The sequence below is a fragment of the Candidatus Competibacteraceae bacterium genome (assembly GCA_016713505.1).
Lineage (GTDB): Bacteria > Pseudomonadota > Gammaproteobacteria > Competibacterales > Competibacteraceae > Competibacter_A.
In genome coordinates, this window is record JADJPA010000002.1 from 304,724 (window position 1) to 325,463 (window position 20,740).

19 protein-coding genes and 1 pseudogene are annotated in these 20,740 nt (G+C 63.0%); 16 read left to right on the plus strand and 4 right to left on the minus strand.

Annotated elements, in window-relative coordinates:
- Positions 1-102 precede the first annotated feature (102 nt).
- From IPK09_16345 to IPK09_16420, 16 genes and pseudogenes are all read left to right on the plus strand, one after another.
- A complete protein-coding gene (locus IPK09_16345; GenBank protein MBK7985168.1) occupies positions 103-714 on the plus strand; it encodes a tetratricopeptide repeat protein in 612 nt (203 codons plus the stop codon).
- Between the two features lie 117 nt (positions 715-831).
- Positions 832-2,292 (plus strand): flagellin, encoded by a 1,461-nt coding sequence (locus tag IPK09_16350; protein ID MBK7985169.1) that lies wholly within the window; start codon positions 832-834, stop codon positions 2,290-2,292.
- An 80-nt stretch (positions 2,293-2,372) separates the two neighbouring features.
- Entirely contained in the window at positions 2,373-2,903 is a 531-nt protein-coding gene (locus IPK09_16355) for a flagellar protein FlaG (GenBank protein ID MBK7985170.1), read from the plus strand.
- Between the two features lie 74 nt (positions 2,904-2,977).
- The gene (gene fliD, locus IPK09_16360) at positions 2,978-5,005 is read left to right on the plus strand and encodes a flagellar filament capping protein FliD (GenBank protein ID MBK7985171.1); all 2,028 of its coding nucleotides are present in this window, start codon (positions 2,978-2,980) and stop codon (positions 5,003-5,005) included.
- 66 nt (positions 5,006-5,071) lie between these two features.
- A pseudogene (gene fliS, locus IPK09_16365) lies at positions 5,072-5,508 on the plus strand (flagellar export chaperone FliS).
- Positions 5,505-5,825: a flagellar protein FliT gene (locus IPK09_16370; protein MBK7985172.1), complete on the plus strand. Its 321-nt coding sequence runs from the start codon at positions 5,505-5,507 to the stop codon at positions 5,823-5,825. The pseudogene fliS and the gene IPK09_16370 overlap by 4 nt, the downstream one beginning before the upstream one ends.
- Before the next feature lie 93 nt (positions 5,826-5,918).
- A complete protein-coding gene (locus IPK09_16375) occupies positions 5,919-6,161 on the plus strand; it encodes a PbsX family transcriptional regulator (protein MBK7985173.1) in 243 nt (80 codons plus the stop codon).
- 25 nt (positions 6,162-6,186) lie between these two features.
- Positions 6,187-6,762, plus strand: coding sequence for a PilZ domain-containing protein (locus IPK09_16380; GenBank protein ID MBK7985174.1), 576 nt, complete (start codon positions 6,187-6,189; stop codon positions 6,760-6,762).
- A gap of 41 nt (positions 6,763-6,803) precedes the next feature.
- Positions 6,804-8,429, plus strand: a complete 1,626-nt coding sequence (locus IPK09_16385; GenBank protein ID MBK7985175.1) for a sigma-54-dependent Fis family transcriptional regulator — start codon at positions 6,804-6,806, stop codon at positions 8,427-8,429.
- Positions 8,430-8,603: 174 nt separating this feature from the next.
- Positions 8,604-8,930, plus strand: coding sequence for a flagellar hook-basal body complex protein FliE (gene fliE, locus IPK09_16390; GenBank protein ID MBK7985176.1), 327 nt, complete (start codon positions 8,604-8,606; stop codon positions 8,928-8,930).
- A 38-nt stretch (positions 8,931-8,968) separates the two neighbouring features.
- Positions 8,969-10,744 carry a flagellar M-ring protein FliF gene (fliF, locus tag IPK09_16395; protein ID MBK7985177.1) on the plus strand — a complete coding sequence of 592 codons (1,776 nt, stop codon included), beginning with the start codon at positions 8,969-8,971 and terminating at the stop codon, positions 10,742-10,744.
- Between the two features lie 3 nt (positions 10,745-10,747).
- A complete protein-coding gene (fliG, locus tag IPK09_16400; GenBank protein MBK7985178.1) occupies positions 10,748-11,758 on the plus strand; it encodes a flagellar motor switch protein FliG in 1,011 nt (336 codons plus the stop codon).
- Positions 11,751-12,545, plus strand: a complete 795-nt coding sequence (locus tag IPK09_16405; GenBank protein ID MBK7985179.1) for a flagellar assembly protein FliH — start codon at positions 11,751-11,753, stop codon at positions 12,543-12,545. Before fliG ends, IPK09_16405 begins: the two co-directional genes overlap by 8 nt.
- Positions 12,529-13,902 (plus strand): flagellar protein export ATPase FliI, encoded by a 1,374-nt coding sequence (gene fliI, locus IPK09_16410; protein MBK7985180.1) that lies wholly within the window; start codon positions 12,529-12,531, stop codon positions 13,900-13,902. The genes IPK09_16405 and fliI overlap by 17 nt, the downstream gene beginning before the upstream one ends.
- 25 nt (positions 13,903-13,927) lie before the next feature.
- Entirely contained in the window at positions 13,928-14,395 is a 468-nt protein-coding gene (gene fliJ, locus IPK09_16415; GenBank protein ID MBK7985181.1) for a flagellar export protein FliJ, read from the plus strand.
- Between the two features lie 42 nt (positions 14,396-14,437).
- The gene (locus tag IPK09_16420; protein ID MBK7985182.1) at positions 14,438-16,393 is read left to right on the plus strand and encodes a flagellar hook-length control protein FliK; all 1,956 of its coding nucleotides are present in this window, start codon (positions 14,438-14,440) and stop codon (positions 16,391-16,393) included.
- A gap of 9 nt (positions 16,394-16,402) precedes the next feature.
- Here IPK09_16420 and IPK09_16425 read toward each other — a convergent pair whose 3' ends face one another.
- The 4 genes from IPK09_16425 to motD form a co-directional block, all read right to left on the minus strand.
- Positions 16,403-17,785, minus strand: a complete 1,383-nt coding sequence (locus IPK09_16425; protein ID MBK7985183.1) for an IPTL-CTERM sorting domain-containing protein — start codon at positions 17,783-17,785, stop codon at positions 16,403-16,405.
- Between the two features lie 236 nt (positions 17,786-18,021).
- A complete protein-coding gene (locus IPK09_16430; GenBank protein ID MBK7985184.1) occupies positions 18,022-18,909 on the minus strand; it encodes a DUF1566 domain-containing protein in 888 nt (295 codons plus the stop codon).
- Between the two features lie 316 nt (positions 18,910-19,225).
- A complete protein-coding gene (locus tag IPK09_16435) occupies positions 19,226-19,756 on the minus strand; it encodes a DUF2802 domain-containing protein (GenBank protein ID MBK7985185.1) in 531 nt (176 codons plus the stop codon).
- Between the two features lie 45 nt (positions 19,757-19,801).
- Positions 19,802-20,740 carry a flagellar motor protein MotD gene (gene motD, locus IPK09_16440; GenBank protein ID MBK7985186.1) on the minus strand — a complete coding sequence of 313 codons (939 nt, stop codon included), beginning with the start codon at positions 20,738-20,740 and terminating at the stop codon, positions 19,802-19,804.

Below are 20,740 nucleotides of genomic sequence, written 5' to 3' on the forward strand. Positions count from 1 at the left end.
GACCATCGTTAAAGGAAAGGTGTGAATCCAGTGTCACGAAAAAATCCCAAACGTGGCGGCCCCGGTCCGTCTAAATCATCGCCCGGCTCGCGTAATGCCGCCATGCAGCTACTGCAAAGCTTGATGCGTGGCGATCAGCAGCTCACGGTGCGAATTGACGAACATCTCCTGACGTTGACACAAGCGACAGCGCTGGCCGAGCAGCGCGCGAAAGCGGGACAAGGGCGGCAAGCCGAGCACATTTTCAACCAACTTTTAGCTCAAGCAACCGAATGGCACCGCGAAAAGCGCCTGGACGATGCTGAAGCCGTGTACCGCCAAGTGTTCGAGGCCGAACCAAGTTATATCGATGCCTTGCATCTGCTGGGCGTGATTTATTCGCAGCGCGGCGATCATCAAACCGCCGAGCGGCTGATCCGCCAAGCCCTACGAGAAAATCCAACGGCGGATACTTATCACAATAACTTGGGCAAGGCGCTGCAAGCGCTGGGACGCTTCGAGGAGGCCGCGGCCAGCTACCAGCGCACCTTAGAGCTGAATCACAGTCACGTCTTGGCGTGCAACAATCTCGGCAAGGTGTTTTCAGAATTGAAGCGCTGGCCGGAAGCCGTCGCGAGTTTTCGCCGGGCGGTGGCGTTACGGCCAGACTATGCCGAGGCGCGCGGGAATCTGGAGGAAGCCTTACGACAACAAGAATTTTTCAATAAACCCTAAAGCTCCAGGCGTTGCCGCCGATACTTGAGATCAGGCGATGAGTTCAATCTTGATACAAAAAGACCTGAACTCCAAACAACAACGTAGTTTTCAATCTCAATAATCGGAGAAACGGCCATGGCACTCGGAATCAACACCAACATTTCTTCCATGAACGCTCAGCGCAGCTTGGTCGGTAGTCAGGATAAGCTGAATACCGCCATGCAGCGCCTGACCACCGGCATGCGCATCAATTCCGCCAAAGACGACTCGGCGGGCTTGGCGATCGCCGACCGCATGACCGCCCAGATCAAGGGCTTGAATCAAGCCACCCGCAATGCCAGCGACGGTATCTCCCTGGCGCAGACGGCGGAAGGGGCTTTGCAGGAATCCACCAATATCTTGCAGCGCATGCGTGAGCTAGCGGTGCAGTCGGCCAACGATACCAACACCGGTACCGACCGGACTTCGCTGCAAAAAGAAGTCGGACAGCTACAGCAGGAATTGAACCGCATCGCCAACACCACGTCCTTCAACGGCAAAAAACTGCTGGACGGCACATTTAGCGCTCAGAAATTCCAGGTGGGCGCCAATGCGGATCAGACGATTTCCGTCAGCATGGGCAATGCGCAGGCGTCGAAGATCGGTGCGCAGCAAATGACCACAGCTGTTGCGGCTTTCGGTGTGACGGCCAGCGGCAGCGCCAACGCGGTCACTTCCGGGAGTTTGGTGGTCAATGGGTCCGTGGGCAGCAAAACCGTCAATGTCACCGCCGGCATGGAGGCACGCGATGTGGCCGCTAAAGTTAACGAAGTCACTGCGGAAACAGGTGTTACGGCCCGAGCCAAGACGGATGCCTATCTTGAAGTAACGGCCACAGGTGCGGTCAGCTTCGATTTGTCGGGCCAGAATTCTACGGGCGTCACGATTTCCACCAGCGTGAGCAATACGAGTGATCTGACGGATTTGGCGGCTGCCATCAATGATGTGTCCGGTAAAACCGGAGTGACCGCCAGGCTGGCCGAAGGTGATAAGAGCAAAATAATTCTAGAAAACTCAGATGGGTATGATATTTCATTGGCTGGTAAAGCAAGCTCGACCGCCGGTATTACGGTATCTGATGCTCTAACTAATGGTAATAAAGGATCGAGTACGCAAACCATAGCTGCCGCTGCTACTGGTGGCGTTACAGTAGGTGGAAAAGTGACTTACGAATCGGGCAAGAGCTTCTCGATCGTGGCAAGCGGTGGCACCAATGCGGTTACCGCCGGTGCTTCAACTCTGAGCGACGTGGGTAGCATCGATATTTCCACGCAGAAAGGCTCCAACAGCGCCATGAGCGTGCTCGACAAAGCCATGGCCTTCGTTGACGATCTACGCGCTGATCTCGGTGCGGTCCAGAATCGCTTCACCTCTACGATCAGTAACTTGCAGAATGTATCGGATAATCTGAGCGGCGCGCGTTCGCGAATTCAGGACGCCGACTTCGCGTCGGAAACGGCGAACATGAGCAAGTCGCAGATCCTGCAACAGGCCGGTATCGCGATGCTGTCGCAGGCCAACCAGAGCCAGCAGAACGTGATGTCGCTGCTCCGGTAATCAGTGAAGTAGCAATGAGCGGGGCTTGAGCAAGACAGACGCTCAAGCCCCGCTTTCGGCTCTCTCAAGGAGGGACCGCCATGAGCGAAATCGGTAGTATCAGCAGCCTTGCCGGCGCCAACCCCGCGCTGGCCAGGACCGCTCCCGGCGCGCGTTCCACGCCGCCCGAACCGGCCACGGTCCAGAGCGCGGTGGCCCAGCCCCTCACCACACCGCAAACCGCCGTCACCCAATCGTCCAGCGCCGACAATGCCGAATGGAAACGGCAGCCCGATCTCAACGGCCAGCAGAAAAATTCGCAAGCGGGCGCGTCGGGTCGCCAGCAACTGACGGATTCCGTGGATCAGCTCAACCAGAAACTGCGCGATTACAACACCAACCTGCAATTTGAGATCGATGACAAATACCAGGAAATGGTGGTGCGGATCGTGGATCGGGAAACCAAGGAAGTCGTGCGGCAAATTCCCTCGGAAGAAGCCTTGGCGCTCGCTAAATTCTTCGAGGACATGGAAGCCGAACAGGGGCAGGGACCTCCGGGTAAAAGTCCAGCGCACGGCAAGGAAAGCGGGCGATTGAAAGTGGAAGGTTGGTTGCTCCGCGCCACGGCATGAGGGCGGCGGAGTTTACAGGCGTTGTAACGGCGCGTTTTAACGGGCTCTAAGCGTTCGAGCGCAAGGAGGGTAACATGGCGACCATCACGGCATCCGGCATGGGTTCCGGCATGGACATCAACGGTTTGGTCACGCAGTTGATGGCGGCCGAGCGACAACCGGCCACCCAGCGGCTGGACCGCAAGGAGGCCGCGCTACAAACGAAAATTTCCGCCATCGGCAATTTCAAAAGCGCGCTGTCGACCTTTCGCTCCGCGCTGTCCGGCCTGAAAGATGCCAACACTTTTCAAGCGACCGCCAAGGCCGCGGTCGCCAACGATAAGCTGTTTACCGCCAGCGCCAGCACCGGCGCTCCGGCGGGTTCCTACAGCGTCAAGGTAGACCAACTGGCGCAGGCGCAACGGCTGGCCACGTCCGCCGATCAGCGCTTCAAAAGCCTGACGGATGAAGTCGGCACCGGCACGCTCACCTTTCAATTCGGCAGCTACGGCGGCACCGAGGCCAGCCCCACCTTCACCGCCAACCCGGAACAATCGGTCAAGACCATCAACATCACCGCCGCCAACAACACCCTAAGCGGGCTGGCGAAAGCCATCAACGACGCCAAGATCGGCGTCCAGGCCAGCATCGTCAACGACGGCGGCGGCTACCGGTTGGTGCTGGGTTCCACCAACACCGGCGCGGCCAACAGCCTAAAGATCACGGCGGCCGACGGCGATGGCAACAACGCCGACGTGGCCGGGCTATCGCTGTTGGCGTATGACCCGACTCAGAGTGTGGGGTCCGGCAAAAACATGATTCAAACGCTGGCCGGTCAGGATGCCCGCGCCGTCATCGACGGACTGGCCGTCACCAGCGCCAGCAACACGCTGAAAGAAGCCATCCCCGGCGTCACGGTCGATCTCAAATCCACCGACAGCGCGGCGACCACTTTAGCGGTCTCGCAAGACAACAGCGCGATCAGCGGCGGCGTGCAATCCTTCGTCAAGGCGTTCAACGAACTTGCCAATACGGTCAAAGCGCTGACCAGCTACAACGCCGAAACCAAGCAAGCCGGCGCGCTGCAAGGCGATTTCAGCGTGCGTTCCATCTTCGGCCAACTGCGCGGCGAGCTCGGTAAAATGGTGAGCGGGGCCTCGCCGCAACTGGATTCGCTGGCTGATTTGGGCATCACCACCGAGCGCGACGGCACCCTCAAACTCGACAGCGGCAAGCTGCAAAAAGCCGTCGCGGTCGACCCGCAAGGCGTCGCCGGCCTGTTCGCCCGCGCCGGTCGCACCACCGATCCGCTGGTCAAGTACGCCAGCGCCACCAACGACAGCAAAACGGGCGACTACGCCGTGGCGGTCAGCCAGCTGGCGACGCAGGGTAGTTATGCCGGTTCCGCCGTCACCTTAACCGCCGGCTCCTTAACGCTTGACAGCAGTAACAACACCTTCGCCCTCAAAGTCAACGGCGCGCAGTCCGGCACGATTAGCCTGTCGCAGGGAACCTTCACCCCAGCCCAACTGGCCGCTGACCTGCAAAGCCAGATCAATGGCGATTCCGCCTTAAAAGCAGCCGGTGCGTCGGTCAGCGTCAGTTTCAGCGGCGATAAATTTACCTTGACCTCGGCCAGCTACGGCGCGAGTTCCAGCATTCAATTCACTGCGGCAAACGCGGCTCTAGGCTTCAGTACCGGCGCTGCCGGCAGCACCCCAGGCAAGGATGTTCAAGGCACCATCGGCGGAAGTGAAGCAACCGGTTCCGGCCGCAAGCTCACCGGAGCCGGCGGCGGCGCAACAGGGATCGCGGTCGAAGTGTTGGGCGGAAGCGCCGGCGAACGCGGTAAGGTTTCGCTGTCCGACGGGCTCGCGCAGCGGCTGGACAATCTGCTGAACGACGTGCTCAGCGGCGATGGCCCGCTCAACGGTCGCACCGAAAGCCTCAACAAGCAAGTGGATCGGCTCGGCGACGAGCGGGAAAAGCTCGACACGCGGATGACCTCTCTGGAAAGCCGCTATCGTGCCCAGTTCATGGCGATGGATAAACTGGTGAGCCAACTGACCGCCACCGGCAATTATTTGACCCAGCAATTGAGCGCGTCTTCCAGCTCGAAGTAGAACTCTGAAACCGGCATCCAATTTGCACATTTGTTGGGACATTCACAAAACCGTCGAGGAACCGACATGGCTACACCCAATATTCCCAAAGCGTTGCGCCAGTACCAGCAAGTCAATACCGAAGCCAGCGCCGCTTACGCCAGCCCGCACCGGCTGATTCAGATGTTGATGGAAGGCGCGTTCGAGCGCATCGCCGTCGCCAAGGGCTGCATCCAACGTCAGGATTTCGCCGCCAAGGGCGAGCAGATCGGTAAGGCCATCGACATCATCGGCGGTTTGCGCGACGGATTGAATCTCGATGCCGGCGGCGATATCGCCTGCTTGGCAACCTGGACGCCCTGTATGACTACCTGCAACGGCGGTTGGTGGAAGCCAATCTGAAGTCGGATATCGCCCTGCTCGACGAAGTGGCCGACCTGTTGCGCCCCGTCAAGGAAGCCTGGGACGCCATCGGCGGCACGGCCAACGCCGAAGAGGCCGCCAGCGCGGCCGCGCCGGCGTGACCCTCAGCGCCGACGACTGGACGCAGCGGATCAAGCTGCTGCGCTTGATGAGCGTCGAGATGCTCGAACTGGCCGAGGCCGGCGGTTGGGACGAAGTGACCGAATGGGAAGCCAATCGGCGGACCTTGCTGGAGGAATTATTCCAGCAAGCGCCGCCCGCCGATCTCACGCCCGCGCTTGAGGAAGCCGCCCGCGCCGCGCTGTCCTGCGACGCCAGATTACTGGAACTGGCGTGCGAAGAACGGGACAGATTGGGCGACTATCTCAAGTCGTTCGGTCAGGGCCGCCGCGTTCGCCACGCTTATCAGACTTTCTGAACATGATTTTTTTGCATCCTTGAGTCGAAAATACCACGTGCAGTGGAGTAGACTGTCTGTGTCTTGGGACTAGACATAGAACGAGGAGAACCCATGCCACTGCGAGTCATTAAAAAATGGGGTAGCAGCCCGGCCGTGCGCATTCCGGCGGCTGTCATGGAAGCCGCCAGCCTCAATCTCGAACAGGAGGTTCAGGTGCGGGCGGAAAACGGCTGCGTCATCATCGAACCTCTGGCGCCCGTGGTCGCCCTTGATGGGCGCCTGACGGGGATCGCGCCAGAAAATCGACCCGAGGAAGTCCGGACAGGGCGTTGTCCTCGGTCGGGTCTCGGCTGAGCGTCCCCTGACGTGTAACCCCAACATGGCCACCCCTGCCGCCGATCCAGCCGCTCCCGGCCTGGTCTTCACCGGCCGGCTACCGCTGGCGTGGCGCGAGCTGCCGGATTTGCCGGACACCATTGCAATTCGGGAACAGGAACGGGCCAATCTCAGCAACCTGCATACCTTGTTCGCGCTGGATATCCACGCCGGCGATTCCGGGGATGACCCCACCGCGCTGGCCAACGCCACCGAACTCAAACGGTTGGATTTCAAGGTCGGTTTGCTGCTTGAGCTGGTCGGACAGTTGTACGCGCGCCAGCAGGACATTCCCGCCGAGCATACCCTGACCCTGGCCGTGACCGGATTGAGCTGGCACGCCGAGGCCGCGCCGCCGGCCGGCAGCCTGTTGCGGATCGAACTGTATTGCAGCCTCAGCTACCCCCGCCCGCTGGTCTTCCACGCTCGGGTCAGCGCCACGACGCCCTATCCGGGGGGCTGGCACGTCCAAACCCGGTTTCAAGATCCCAGCGAGCCCCTTCAGGAAGCCCTGGAACGCTATATTTTCCTCCAACACCGCCGCGCCGTAGCCCACAGCCGGCGCAGTGGCATGCGTTAAAGCTTTGATACCTGCCCAGTCTTCACTACAATTCTCTCGTTATGGCTGCGGCTGTCTCCAAACAGTGCCGCCAGCATGGCGAAAGCGTGACGCGGTGGATCGAAGGCTGGCGAAGTGATTTGCCGATTGATGGCCGATTTATCAGCGGCATGCTTCATCCCTTGAAGGACGAGTCCCTGATGAAGACCGCTTTGCTCGTAATCGATGACGACCCCCAACGGGGCGATGAATTGTGTTTGTTGCTGCGGTTCATGGAAGAAAGCCACATTACGCGGGCGGATTCCTCCAACTGGCGAGTCCACGTGGAGCACAATATCGAGTTGCGCTGCATTTTTCTGGGGCGCTACGGCGCCGCCGAGCAGCCGCCCAGCGACATCATCCACGCCCTGCGCACGCTCGCGCCCAAGGCGGCGTTGATCCTGGTCGAGGAAGCCGAGCAGCCCATCCGCCTGCCGGCCACGCTGGAGGCCAGTTGCGGCGGCCATCTGGCGCATCCGTTCCGCCATTCAGCATTGAGCGCGATTCTGGCCAGACTGCAACCCAGCGCCACCGGTCGCGACACGCGGGGAGGCACCACCGCGGCGGGCCGGCGCAACGCCGAGCTCTTCCGCAGTCTGATCGGCCACAGTCCGGCCGTCGTGCGAGTGCGCGAGATGATCCAGCGCGTCGCCCCGTCCGAGTCCACCGTGATGATCCTGGGGGAGTCCGGGACCGGCAAGGAAGTCGTCGCGCGCAACATTCACTATTTTTCCAACCGCAGCCAGGGCCCTTTCGTGCCGGTCAACTGCGGCGCCATTCCCGACAACCTGCTGGAAAGCGAGCTGTTCGGTCACGAGAAAGGCTCCTTCACCGGCGCCATTTCCGCCCGGCGCGGCCGGTTCGAACTGGCCAAGGGCGGCACGCTGTTTCTGGACGAGATCGGCGACATGCCGCTGAACATGCAAGTCAAGCTGCTGCGGGTGTTGCAAGAGCGCAGTTTCGAGCGGGTCGGCAGCGATCGCAGCCTGGAAGCCGACGTGCGGATCATCGCGGCGACCCATCGCGATCTGGACGAGATGATCAAGGCCGGCAGCTTCCGGGAAGACCTCTATTACCGGCTGAACGTTTTTCCGGTCGAAATGCCGTCCTTGCGCGACCGGCTGGAGGATTTGCCGCTGCTGGTCGATGAATTGATCGAGCGGATGGCGCACGAACAGGGCGTTCGGGTCAGCCTCAGTCCGGCGGCCTTGCGCAGCCTGAACCACTATCCGTGGCCCGGCAACGTGCGGGAGCTGGCCAATCTGATGGAGCGCCTGACCATTCTCAAGCCGCATTGCCAAGTAGAGCCAGGCGACCTGCCGGCCAAGTTCCGGGCCTATATTCCAGCCGAGCCCGTCGTGGTGGAAGCGGTCGCGCTGGAGGCGGTGGCGGCGGGAGGAAGCGCCGAGCGCGCGGAAACGCCGTCGGGCCGCTTGCTGGCCAACGAGTTGAACGGGCTGCCCCCGGAAGGACTCGATCTGCGCCAGTACATCATGGAACTCGAATCCTCATTGATTCAGTCGGCGCTGGACGAGACCAACGGCGTGGTCGCGCACGCGGCCACCTTGCTGAAGATGCGCCGCACCACCCTGGTTGAAAAAATGCGCAAATACAATATCCGGCGCGGCGATATCGACATCGAGGAGTGATGTCGGACCGTTGGCGGCCGGAAGCGTTGCCCGGTGCGCCAAATAATTGGCATCCCCTTAATCACTCCAATAAGACATTGTTATTGAATCGAACTTTGATAGGGCATGGTTTTTGCTCCCAACGGATTGTCTTTCGCCCTCGGGGCGGCCCAACCGATTAGCGAGCAGAAACCGATGAACTCGATCGAAACGACCCATCCGCTGACCAACGGCTTGCGTCCGCTGGGGAAGTCAGCCGGTGCGACCGCCGTTCCGGCCGGCGCCGATGCCGGCCACTCCGCCGGCGATTTCGGCGCGCTGTTCAAATCCATGCTGGGTGATGTCAACGAATCCCAGCAGCACGCCAACCGGATGGCGGAATCCTTCGATGCCGGCCAAGAGCAGGATCTGGCGGGCGTGATGATCGCCCAGCAGAAAGCCCGGCTGAATTTTCAGGCCACCCTGCAAGCGCGCAACAAGCTGATTTCCGCCTATCAAGACATCATGAACATGCCGATCTGAGCGCATCGAGCGGCATGATGAGATGAGAGGAACCCACCGTGGCGGACGCTGAAAGCGCGCCGGTCCCGAATCCGCCCGCGCGGATCGACTGGCGTCGGGAATTCGGCAAATTCCGTCGGCCGGGGCCGGCGCAAATCGGCATTTTGGCCGGCGTCGCGGCGCTGCTGGCGCTGCTGGTGGCCGGGGCGCTGTGGCTCAACACCCCGACCTATGATGTGCTGTATCGAGGTTTGGCCGAAGCGGATGCCGGTCAGATCATGGAAGCCCTGCAAAAATCGAACATCCCGTTCAAGATCGACACCCGCAGCGGCGCTTTGCTGGTCTCGGCCGAACAGGTCCACGAAGCGCGCTTGAAGCTGGCCAGCCAGGGCTTGCCGCGCGGCGCCGTCAACGGCCTGGAAGCGCTGGAGCAAAAAAACAGCTTCGGCGTCAGTCAGTTCATGGAAACCGCCCGCTACCAGCACGCGCTGGAAGGCGAACTGGCCCGGTCGATCATGACCATCGGCTCGGTCGAAGCCGCCCGCATCCATCTGGCCTTTCCCAAGGAAACCGTGTTCGCCCGCCAGCAACAGCCGCCCACCGCGTCGGTGCTGGTGCGGCTGCATCCGGGCCGGACGCTGGACCCCGGCCAGGTGGCGGCCATCGTCCATCTGATCGCCTCCAGCGTCCCCAAGCTCAGCCCGGATAAGGTGTCGGTGATCGATCAGGCGGGCAATCTGCTGACCCGGCCGGAGCGGGAAGGCGGCAGCGATCTCAATTTGGATCAACTGGAGTACGCCCGCCGGCTGGAAGAACGCTATGCCCGCCGCATCGAGGACCTGCTCACGCCGGTGTGGGGCGCGGGCCGGGTGCGCGCTCAGGTCTCGCTGGAGCTGGATTTCACCACCAGCGAGGAGACCGCCGAGCGCTACGAACCCCGGCAAGAGCCGCGGCCGGTGCGCAGCGAGCAGTTGCTGGAAGAGACCAATCCCCGGCTGAATCCGGCGGGCGTGCCCGGCGCGCTGTCCAACCAGCCGCCCGGCGCGGCGACCGTCCCGGAAGTGGCGGGTCAGAATCCGGCGACCGCCAACCCAAACGCGCAAAATCCGCAAAACCCGCAGAATCCGGCCGCGCCGGGGACCGCTCCCGGACCGACCGCGCAAAATACCGTGGTTACGCCCAGTCGCAAGGAAGTGACCCGCAACTACGAACTGGACAAGCGCGTCACCCACAGCCGGGGCGTGCCGGGCCGGATCGCGCGGGTTTCGGCGGCGGTGGTGGTGGACGACCGCACCGTTCTGGAAAACGGGCAGCCGGTGCGCAAACCGATCGGTCCGGAAGAAGTGGAGCGCATCACCGCCCTGGTCAAACAAGCCGTCGGCTTCAACACCGAGCGAGGCGACAGCGTCAACGTGTTGAACGCCGCCTTCGCACCGGGAATCGAGGAGCCGCCGTTGCCGCTGTGGCAGCAGCCCTGGTTTCTGGAGCTGGTGAAATGGGGCGTGGTCGGCGTGATCTCGCTGGCGGTGCTGCTGTTGGTGGTGCGGCCGCTGCTGCGCCGCGCGCTGCCGGCTCCGGTCGAAGTCAAGCAAGAGGTGATCGCCCAAGACGCCGCCGCCGCCGCGTTGCCCGCACCCGAAGAGGGCGTCGATGGCTTGCTGGAAGATCAGGTCGAAATCAGCGGGGCCCTAGAAAACGCTCGGCCCAAGGCGCTGCTGAACGGTCCGGCCGAACAACTGGAAAAGCGGATGGATCTGGCCCGCGCGCTGGTGACCGAGGATTCCAAGCGCGCGGTGCAGGTGATCCGTAACTGGCTGGCCGGTGAGGAAGGATAAGCGATGGCGGAATTGACGACGGTTTTCAAGGGTGTCGAACGGGCGGCGGTGGTGCTGATGGCGCTGGGCGAAAGTCACGCCGCTGAAATCCTGCGCCATCTGGACCCACGCGAACTGCACAAGCTCGGCGTCGCCATGGCCAATCTGGCCAACGTCAACCGGGATCAGATCAGCGAAATCGTCCATACCTTCAACGAGGAAGTGCACAATCAGAGCACGCTGACGCTGGACGGCGAAAACTACATTCGCGGGGTGCTGACCCGCGCCTTGGGCCGCGAGAAGGCGCGCGGCATCCTGGAACACATCTTCGACGGCGAGCAGCAAACCGGAGTCGATTCGCTGAAATGGATGGACGCCGGCGCCATCGCGGGCGGTTTGCGCGAGGAACACCCGCAGGTGGTGGCGCTGGTGCTGTCCTCGCTGCGGCCCGACCAAGCCGCCGAGGTCGTCAACCTGCTGCCGTCGCCGCTGCGCGACGAGGCGCTGTTGCGGGTGGCGATTCTGGACGAGATTCCGGCGGGCGCGCTGGCCGAATTGAACGAACTGATCGAGAAGCAAGTCATGCGCAACATCAACGCCGCCGCCACCTCCAAGATCGGCGGACCCAAGCGCGCCGCCGAAATCCTCGGCCGGCTGGATGCGGCCATCGAAGGCCAGATTCTCGACAACATCAAGGAAGTGGACGCCGATCTCGGCGGCAAGATCGAAGACCTCATGGTGGTGTTCGAAAACCTGCTCGGGCTCAGCGACCGCGACATTCAGACGCTGCTGCGCGAGATTTCCTCGGACATGCTGCTGGTGGCGCTGCGCGGGGCCGACGAGGCGGTGCGGCAGAAGATCATGGGCAACATGTCCAAGCGCGCCGCCGATCTGTTGCGCGACGATCTGGAAGCCATGCCGCCGGTCAAGCTCAGCGACGTGGAAAACGCCCAGAAGGAAATCATGTCCGCCGCCAAACGGTTGGCGGAGGCCGGCGAGATCACCTTGAGCAGCAAGGGAGACCAGCTTGTCTAAAGTCATCTCCGGCGACCAACTGACCGCCTACCAGCGCTGGGAGCTGCCCAGCGTGGAGCTGCCACCCGAACCGGAACCGATTTCCAGCGCGCCGCCGGTCGGGGAAACCGGCGGCAACGCCCGCCCGCCGCGTCCACAGAAACCGCAAAAAGTCGGCGCGACCGTGCCGACCTTGGAGGAAATCGAAGCCATCCAGCGCGACGCCCACGAGGAAGGTTTCGCCGCCGGCTATCAGGAAGGCCGCCGGGAAGGTCGCGATCAGGGTTACAAGAAGGGCCAGCAGGAAGGTTACGCGGAAGCCTACCAGCGCGGTTACGCCGAAGGGCTGGCCGGCGGCCGGGAGGACTTGGCGTCACGGGTCCAGCAGCTCGATCGGATCCTGGGGCTGCTCGGCCGGCCTTTGGAGGCGCTCGATGCGGCGGTCGAGGAACAATTGACCTGGATGACCACCGAAATCGCCCGACGGCTGATCCGGCGGGAGCTACGCACCTCGCCGGGCGAGATCGTGGCGGTGGTGCGGGAAGCGGTCGGGTTGTTGCCGGTGGCCAGCACCGACGTGCAGGTGCGCCTGCACCCCGACGACGCCCAGCTGATTCGCGAGGTGCTCTCGCTGGGCCGCGACGACCAGCCGATTTGGCGGATCGTCGAGGATCAGACCTTGAGCCGAGGCGGTTGTCTGGTCAATGCCGAGCTGTCGCGAATCGACGCGACGCTGGAAAAGCGATTGGGCGCGGTGATCGCGACCGTATTGGGGGACGAACGTGAGCACAATGGCAAACACGCCTGAAGCGGAGCGCGGCCGGCAGTGGAGCGCGCGGCTGGCCCAGCGCCGGGCGCGGATCGCCGAGACGCCGGGCCTGGTGGTGGAAGGCCAACTGACCCGACTGGTGGGGTTGACCCTGGAAGCCGCCGGCTGCGTGGCCCCGGTCGGCGCCCGCTGTCTGGTGGCGAATCCCGACGGCAGCCGGTTCGAGGCCGAAGTGGTCGGTTTTTCCGGCGGCAAACTGTTTCTGATGCCGAGCAGCGACATTCACGGCCTGATGCCCAACGCGCGGGTGGTGCCGACCGGCGGGGTCAGCCAGGTGCCGGTGGGCGACGAGCTGCTGGGCCGGGTGCTGGACGGCTCCGGTCGCTTTTTGGACGGTCTGCCGCCGCCGCCGCGCATCAAGTGGGTGTCGTTGAGCGGCGAGTCGATCAATCCCTTGTTGCGCAAGCCCATCCGCGAGCCGCTGGACGTGGGCGTGCGCGCCATCAACGCGCTTTTGTCGGTGGGGCGCGGCCAGCGCATGGGCCTGTTCGCCGGCTCCGGCGTCGGCAAGAGCGTGCTGCTGGGCATGATGACCCGCTTTACCAACGCCGAGGTGGTGGTGGTGGGCCTAATCGGCGAGCGCGGCCGCGAGGTGCAAGAATTCATTCAGGAAATTTTGGGTCCGCAAGGCATGGCCCGCGCGGTGGTGGTGGCCGCGCCGGCCGACGACCCGCCGCTCAAGCGGCTGTACGGCGCGGCCTTGGCGACCCGCATCGCCGAGTATTTCCGCGATTCCGGCCGGCAGGTGCTGCTGCTGATGGATTCGCTGACCCGCTACGCCCAGGCCCAGCGCGAGATCGCCTTGGCCATCGGCGAGCCGCCGGCGACCAAGGGCTATCCGCCGTCGGTGTTCGCCAAATTGCCGCGTCTGGTGGAGCGGGCCGGCAACGATGCGGTCGGCGGCTCGATCACCGCGTTTTATACGGTGCTGGCCGAAGGCGACGACCAACAGGACCCCATCGCCGACGCCGCCCGCGCCATTCTCGACGGTCATGTGGTGCTGTCGCGACGGCTGGCCGAATCCGGCCATTATCCGGCCATCGACATCGAAGCCTCTATCAGCCGGGTGATGCCGCAGATCAGCGGTCCCCGCCACCAACAACTGGCGCGGCGGTTCAAACATATTTTTTCCACCTACGAGCAGCATCGCGACCTGATCAACGTCGGGGCCTATGTGGCCGGCAGCGATCCGGTGGTGGATGAGGCGCGGGACTACCACCCGTCGCTCAAGCAGTTTTTGATGCAGAAGACCGACGAACAGGTGACCTTGGCCGACAGCTTGCAAGCCTTGGAAACGGTTTTGCAACCGAAACCCAAGGAAGGAAAAACGCGTTGAAAACGGCAAAAGACGCTGAAACCTGATGGCGCCGAAACCCCATCCGTTGCAGGCGGCGGTCCAGGTCGCGCAATCTCGCGAGGAGGAAGCGGCCAAATGGCTGGCGGAAGCGCAACAACGGCTGGCCGAACAGGAAAACCGCCTACAGCAGCTGACCTTGTTCCGGGGCGAGTACGCCAATCAGTTCCAGCAGGAAGGCGGCAGCGGGATTTCGGCGCGGCGTTTTCAGGATTACGCCGCGTTTCTCAACAATCTGGATCAGGGCGTCGCCCAATCGCGGCGGCAATTGGAGCGTTTGCAACAGGAATTGCAACGCAAGCGCCAGGACTGGGTGCAAACCCATGCCAAGACCAAGGCGCTGGAAGAAGTGCTGGCGCGCGATCGGAAAGCCCGCTCGCGGCGGGAAGACCAGCGCGAGCAGCGCGATAGCGACGAGCGCAACCTGCGCGGCTCGAACGCCCGACCCCGCTCGGCGGATGGGGAAGGTTCGTAGTTGACGGTTCGAACAGCAAATATTTTCAGAGAGGACGACAGTATGGCTCAGCTTGAACTCGCCACTGTACCGGCGACCAACGGTGCGGCCGTCAAGGCTATTGCGGCGGGCACCGGAGTTGAAGCCGACGGGCAGGCCACAGCCTCGTCTTTCTCCTTCAGTCAGCTGCTCCAGTCGGACGCGCCGAAAAATCCCGCTACGGCGGTATTGAGCGCGCTGGCGGCGGGTCCGGCGGCGATCGATCTCGCGGCGCGGGCCGGTGACGCCGGAGAACCGCTCGCGGCGGCAACGCCGCCAGCGGGATTGGAGCAGGTGACTGGCGCGGATGGATCGGGTGAGCCGGAGGAACCGACCGCCGGAATCGAGGCGAGCGACGGTTCGGAGACCGCCAGCGCAGAGGTGCCGGCTGAAACGGTTTGGCCGGGTTTGCCATTGTTCATGGACGCCCGCGCGGCGTTGCGCAATGAACAACAGGCTGCCGGTGCCGAGCTAGCCCCGTCCGACGAAACGGCAACCGCTACAGCGGTCGATACCGCACGGCTGCGCGCCATGCTGCGTCAAGCGCCCGCGGCGGATCGGTTGTCTGGCGGCGGTCGGAGCGCGATCAAATTAGTCGGTGAGGCGGCCGCCAAGGTAGCGAAGGACGGCGCGGAGGCGGCTGCTCTGGTTGCTCCGCTAGCCGAGAAGGCAAGCGGGCTGCCGCCGGTATTGACTTCAGCCATTCCGTCAGGGGCGAGCGCTCCCAAGATCGCGCTGGAGGCGCTCGGCTTGCCGCCAGCGCCGGAACCGACCGCGCGCGCGGTGCCGGCCGGCGCCGGCCGAGAGCCCGCGGTAGCCGTTTCGCCGACGGCTCCCGCCGTAGCCGCGCCGGCAGCGGGTCCGTCGCCGGTGCTGGCGGAAGCTTTGCAAGCCCCGCCCGTCCGCCCGTCCGATGCTCGGCCGCCGGTCGAGGCGGTTGTGGCGGCCGGATCGGAGGCGGAAGCGACGAGCGATGTAGAGCCGGTCGTTAATGCCAGGCCGCCCGCGCCGCTTGGTTTGGCCTCTACCGTGACGGCCTCGGTCGATGACGGAGGTATCGCCAATTATTGGCGGCCATTGGCTCCGCCGACATCCCTACCGGCGCCGCTGGTCCGACCGAGCGCGGCTCATCCGTTGCAATGGCAGCCGAATCTCGCTGAATCCTTGGTTCGAGCCGGCGTCGAGCCATCGGTCGCGCCGGGCGTTGCGGCCGTCGCCCCATCGCCCTCATCGGGCATCGCGACCACCATCCAGCCGCCCTCACCGAAACTTGAAACGGATCGAGAGGCCATCCCTCTGGTGACCATGCCTTCGCTCAAAGGGCTGAACGAGGCGGGTCGCGGCTTAACGCCGGTCGGCCAACCGTCGAGCGGGCTTGCCGCGTTCTCCGAGCAAGCCTTGGCGGAAGTGGCGGCCAACCGCCCCGACGCGCCAACGCCGCCCAATAGCGCGACGCCAACTCAGGCCAGCCCGCTCGCACTCGGACCGACGCGCCTGGATGCGCCGACCTCTTCGGGATCTCTGCTGGCGGCTCCAGAGGTGCTGAACCTCCATCAGAAGGATTGGGAGCGGACGCTGGGCCAGCAACTGAGTTGGATGGTGAACAATCAGGTTCATGAAGCCGAAATCAAGGTCAATCCGCCTGATTTGGGGCCGCTCGAAGTCAGAGTGTCGCTGCATCACAATCAGACCAACGTGAGCTTCTTCAGCCACGAAGCCGCCGTGCGGGAGGTGCTGGAAACCGCCTTGCCGCGCCTGCGAGAACTGCTGGATGCTCAGGGAATCAGCCTCAATCACACTCAGGTGGCCGATCAATCGCTGGCCCGCCAGCAGGCCGGGGCCGGAGAGCAATCCGCATACGGCCGACGCGATGACCACAGGACGCCCACGACCGCTCCCGGCGCGGAAACGACGGCTGAACCAACGAAATCTCAACCGCGCACGCGCGGTTTGAAGGGCGCGGTGGATGATTACGTTTGAGCTCAGTCATTAGTTAGCGTTTGGCCTCCCAATCCGCCGCAACCGCCAGCCGCCCATTCCTAGCAACAGGCTTGAGAGCGCCAACAAAATCCAATCGGATAAGGTCGGGATCTCGACGGCCATCAGAACGGTCGGCCCGCCCGGATCGACGATGCGGCCGTTCGCGGTTAGATCGCCGTCGCCCAAGCCGCCGTCGGTGATGGTGAAAGTGGCGGTGTCGCCCGCGAGGTGGGCTTGCGGCAACGGATACCAGTGTGGGCTGCTTTGATCGGGTGTAGCACCGTATTTCCAATAGCTGGCATTTTCGGGCAGCGGAGCGGGATAGCGGACCGTGAATGTCGCCGTGCTGCCCGGTTCGCAGGAATCGAGCGCGAACTCAAGCAACCCTTCAAGGAATCGGTGGGTTGCGGGCGGTGCGACCGGCGCGCTTTCAACCGACACAAAGCGCGTGTCGGGCGAAAAATCGCAGTTATCGCCGCCGCCTGAGAACGTAACCGTGGCATTGCCGCCTGTGGAAGTCGGACCGGTAAAGGTTTTACTCGCGGTTATCCGGGTGAAATGGGCCGCGACATTTTTGGCGCTGGTCACGTTGTCGAGGGCGCAAGCGCCGGTGCCCGCACAGTCACCGCTCCAACCCGAGAACAGATAACCGGAACTGGCAACGGCCGCGCATGTGCTAGCGCCGTTTTGAGGGACGGGGTTGGGGGTGCAACTGACCGATCCACCCTCCGGGGGTACCGCCGTGAGGGTAATGGGATAACTATCGCTCTTCGAGAAGCTGGCGGTCACCGTGCAGGCTTGGGTGATGGGGCCTGTGCTGTAGGTGTTGCCGCTCAAGGTCCCGCCGCAACCGCTGACCGAGGCGATGTAGCCGGTATCGGGCATTACGCTGAACGTGGCGGCGTTGCCATGATTGATCGTTTGCGAAGCCGGAGAGATGCTGCCGTTTGGCCCCGTCGTGGCGGTTACGGAGTAACTGTCAAGCGTGAAGCTGGCCGTGACGTTCTTGGCGCTGGTTACGTTACTTAAAGCGCAAGCAGCACCCGCGCAGTCGCCGCTGAATCCGTTGAAGCTGTAACCCGTATTCGGCGTCGCCGTACAGGTGCTGTCGCCGCCGTGTGCTACTGGATTGGGGGCGCAGCTTACGATGCCGCCGCCTGGCGGGCTGGCGGCGATGAGCACGGCATAGCTGTTGAGCGTAAACAACGCCGTGACGCTTCTGAGGCCGGTGACGTTGCTCAGCGCACAGCTCGAACCCGCGCAGTCGCCGCTGAAGCCGCCGAACGTGTAGCCCGTATTGGGAATCGCGGCGCAGGTTGCCGCCTGCCCGTGATTTACCGGATTGGGTTCGCACGTTATTGTGCCGCCCGCCGCCGGATCGATTGCGGTCACAATGGGATACGTTATCCAGTTCGCCGTGTTGGTCACGGTCGCCGTTGAGTTGGCGCCCGCCGTCACGGTGACGGTTGCGGGACTATAAGACGGCGTGGCCGGTGCAATCCGCCCCAGCCGATGCGGAGAAAAACCATGTCAAAATGGCTGCCATCCCGGACAGTCGGAAAACCGACCCGCGATCGTGATCGTGAAAGGCCATGCTCCATTCCTCAAAGCCAAAATCCGTTAAAAATCTAAAACGGTCCGCCGCGCACCAACCGCACGAGATAACCGGCGTTTTTAACGTCGGTATAAACGCCGCTGGAGGTGAAAAAGACATCCCACGCTTGCGCGGTGTTTTTGGCATACGTCGAGCCGGACCAGAAGCCGGCCGCCACGGTATTGGGAAAATAGCTCGTATCGATGGCGGGATTGCTTCGACCGTAGTGCGCGATGGACTGAAGCTCCTGGATGCGAGGCAAACGCCAATCCTGGTGGCCGCATAGGCCGACCGCGTTGACGGCGGCGATGTAATTGGAGGTGTTGCAACTGGTCAGCGCGCTCCCGCAGACCACGAGCGGTTTGTTGGCCGTACCCGGATTGCCGCCGTTGGTGGCCGCATCGATGCTGTACCAGGTGTATCGCCAATCCTTGTCGCGCAGCCCGTCGTCGTCGGTTTTCACTTCCCACGTCAGGCCGGTCACATGGTCGTAGACGCAAGGATGGGGGGTCGCGCCGGCAGTGGGGGCGGTGGGATTGCCGTCAGCGTCCAGCGCGGTGAAGTCAAAGCCGGCCGCGCCGCCGCCCGTTTTGGGCAACGCTCCCGCGGCGGCGGCGGCATCGCGCCCGTAGCGGCCATCTTGACGGGGATAAGGCGCGGCGTCGCCCGCGTTGGCCGCCGTGCAAGCGACCAAGGTGGTAGTAGCGTCGTAGCAGGTTTGGCCGGTGTCGTTAAGGCCGGCGGCGGTCGCGGCCAAGGGTGCTAACAAGACGATTGACAGTCCGAGTGCGATCAATCCGTGGGGAACGCGGCGCGTTCCAGGGTTGGCTGCTATGGCGGTCAGTCCTTTAGCAAGACGGAAATGGCGGTAGTGGGCTTCCGGCGCTGTACCGACAAATCCTTGAAGCTCGCGAGCGGTCATTTCACGATTCCCTCTAACGTCTAGCCGTTTTCGTTCGGTGCGACACGCGTCCCAGGCGATGACGGTGGCAGTCATCAGCTTACACGGTGGAGCCTTGGCGCAATTCGAGATCGAGCGAGGGCATTTTCCCTTTCGTGAGCCACTGGTCTTGCCATCGGGAAGCTCCTTTTCAGCCTGCCCAAATGGAGAGATCGGGCGCTTAAGACTTTTTTCCTTTCACTCGCCCATTCAAGCGCTCGAAAGGAGCTAAAGGCGCGTCAGGCAATCGAACGAACAATCGAACGAACCGCGCGCTCGACCGTTGTGAATGATGTTATTAACCCACCCGCCGCAATGACGCGCTTTCCGAAGCTTGAGCGGTCTCGCCAGCCAGGGCCTCGGCCGAAGCCGCCATGCGGGCGGTCAACTGCTGGACCGATTCGGCGGCGATGCTGCTGGGGCTGACTTGGTTGTTGGCGTGCAACATGCAGATCAAATCGGCCTCGCCCCGGCTCAAGCCGCACAGCTCCATCACTTCCTCCACGCTCGCCCCTTGCAGGGCCAGCTTGGTCGCGACTTTGAAGAATTTCTGGTCGGCGTCCCGGTTGAGCGGCAGCCCCGGCCCGCCGCTCGGTCCCTGTAATTGTCCAATTTGAACTTCCAGCTTCACCAAACGCTCGCCCAGCGCCGCCAGCGACAGCGCGATGCCCTTCAAATCCTGTCGCAAGCCGCGCGGTTCGTCCTGGACGGCCTCGGCTTTCGGAGCCGGATGGAACAACCGGGCCGCGAAAAAACCCAGCGCGACCAACAGCACGTTGCCCGCCAGCAGAGCGGCAATCGCAAGACCCTGAAGCAAAGCATCATGCATGAATCAGCCCCGGCGTGTTCGTGGACAGGAATGTCAGTTTATTGATCAATGTATTTTAGCGGAAGCTTTTCCGGTCGTCCCCGAGTTCTCCGCAACCGTGGCGGTGGGCGCGGCGGTGACTTGCTCGGGTTCCGCGGGATAGCGGGTGTCGGTGTTGCCCATGATGACCAAGACCACCCGCCGGTTCTGCAAGCGACCCTGCTCGGTTCGATTGTCGGCGATGGGCTGGTATTCGCCGTAGCCGATCGCCGACATGCGTTCCGGGCGCACTCCGTTTTTCATCATCACGCTCACCACGTTGGCGGCGCGGGCCGCCGACAGCTCCCAATTCGACGGGTAAGCCGGGGTGCTGATCGGCCGGTTGTCGGTGAAACCCTCGACCTGAATGCGGTTGGGGATTTCCCGCAGCACCTCGGCGATCAGCGCCAAGGACGGCAACGCTTCCGGATTGGCGATGGCGCTGCCGCTGGCGAACAGGATGCTGTTCTTGATCTCGACCTCCACCCAAAACTCGCTGCTGCGGATGTTGGCCATGTCGGTGCGCACCAGCTCCGACAAATAGCTTTTGAGCTTGGCCGCGACCTTGGCCAGATTCGGATCGCCTTCAGATTTGCCAGCGGCGACCGTGAAGTTTTGAGCGGGGCCCGCTTTCTTGGCGACCGCCCGCTGCGGGCGTTGGATCACCGCCGCCGGCAGCGGCCGCAAGTCGGGCGCCACGCTGGGGCTCATGTTGGGCTGGCCGACCGATTGCGGGGAGGGTGTTCCGACCATGCCGCCCAGTTGGATCGGCTTCATGCTGTTGGGCGTGGTGGAGCGAAAAGCCGCCATCATCGATTCGGACAGCACGCGAAATTTGCCTTCGTTGACTGAGGACACCGAATACATCACCACGAAGAAGGCGAACAGCAGGGTGATGAAATCGGCGTAAGACACCAGCCAGCGTTCGTGGTTTTCATGGGCTTCGGCGTGCTTTTTGCGGCTCAT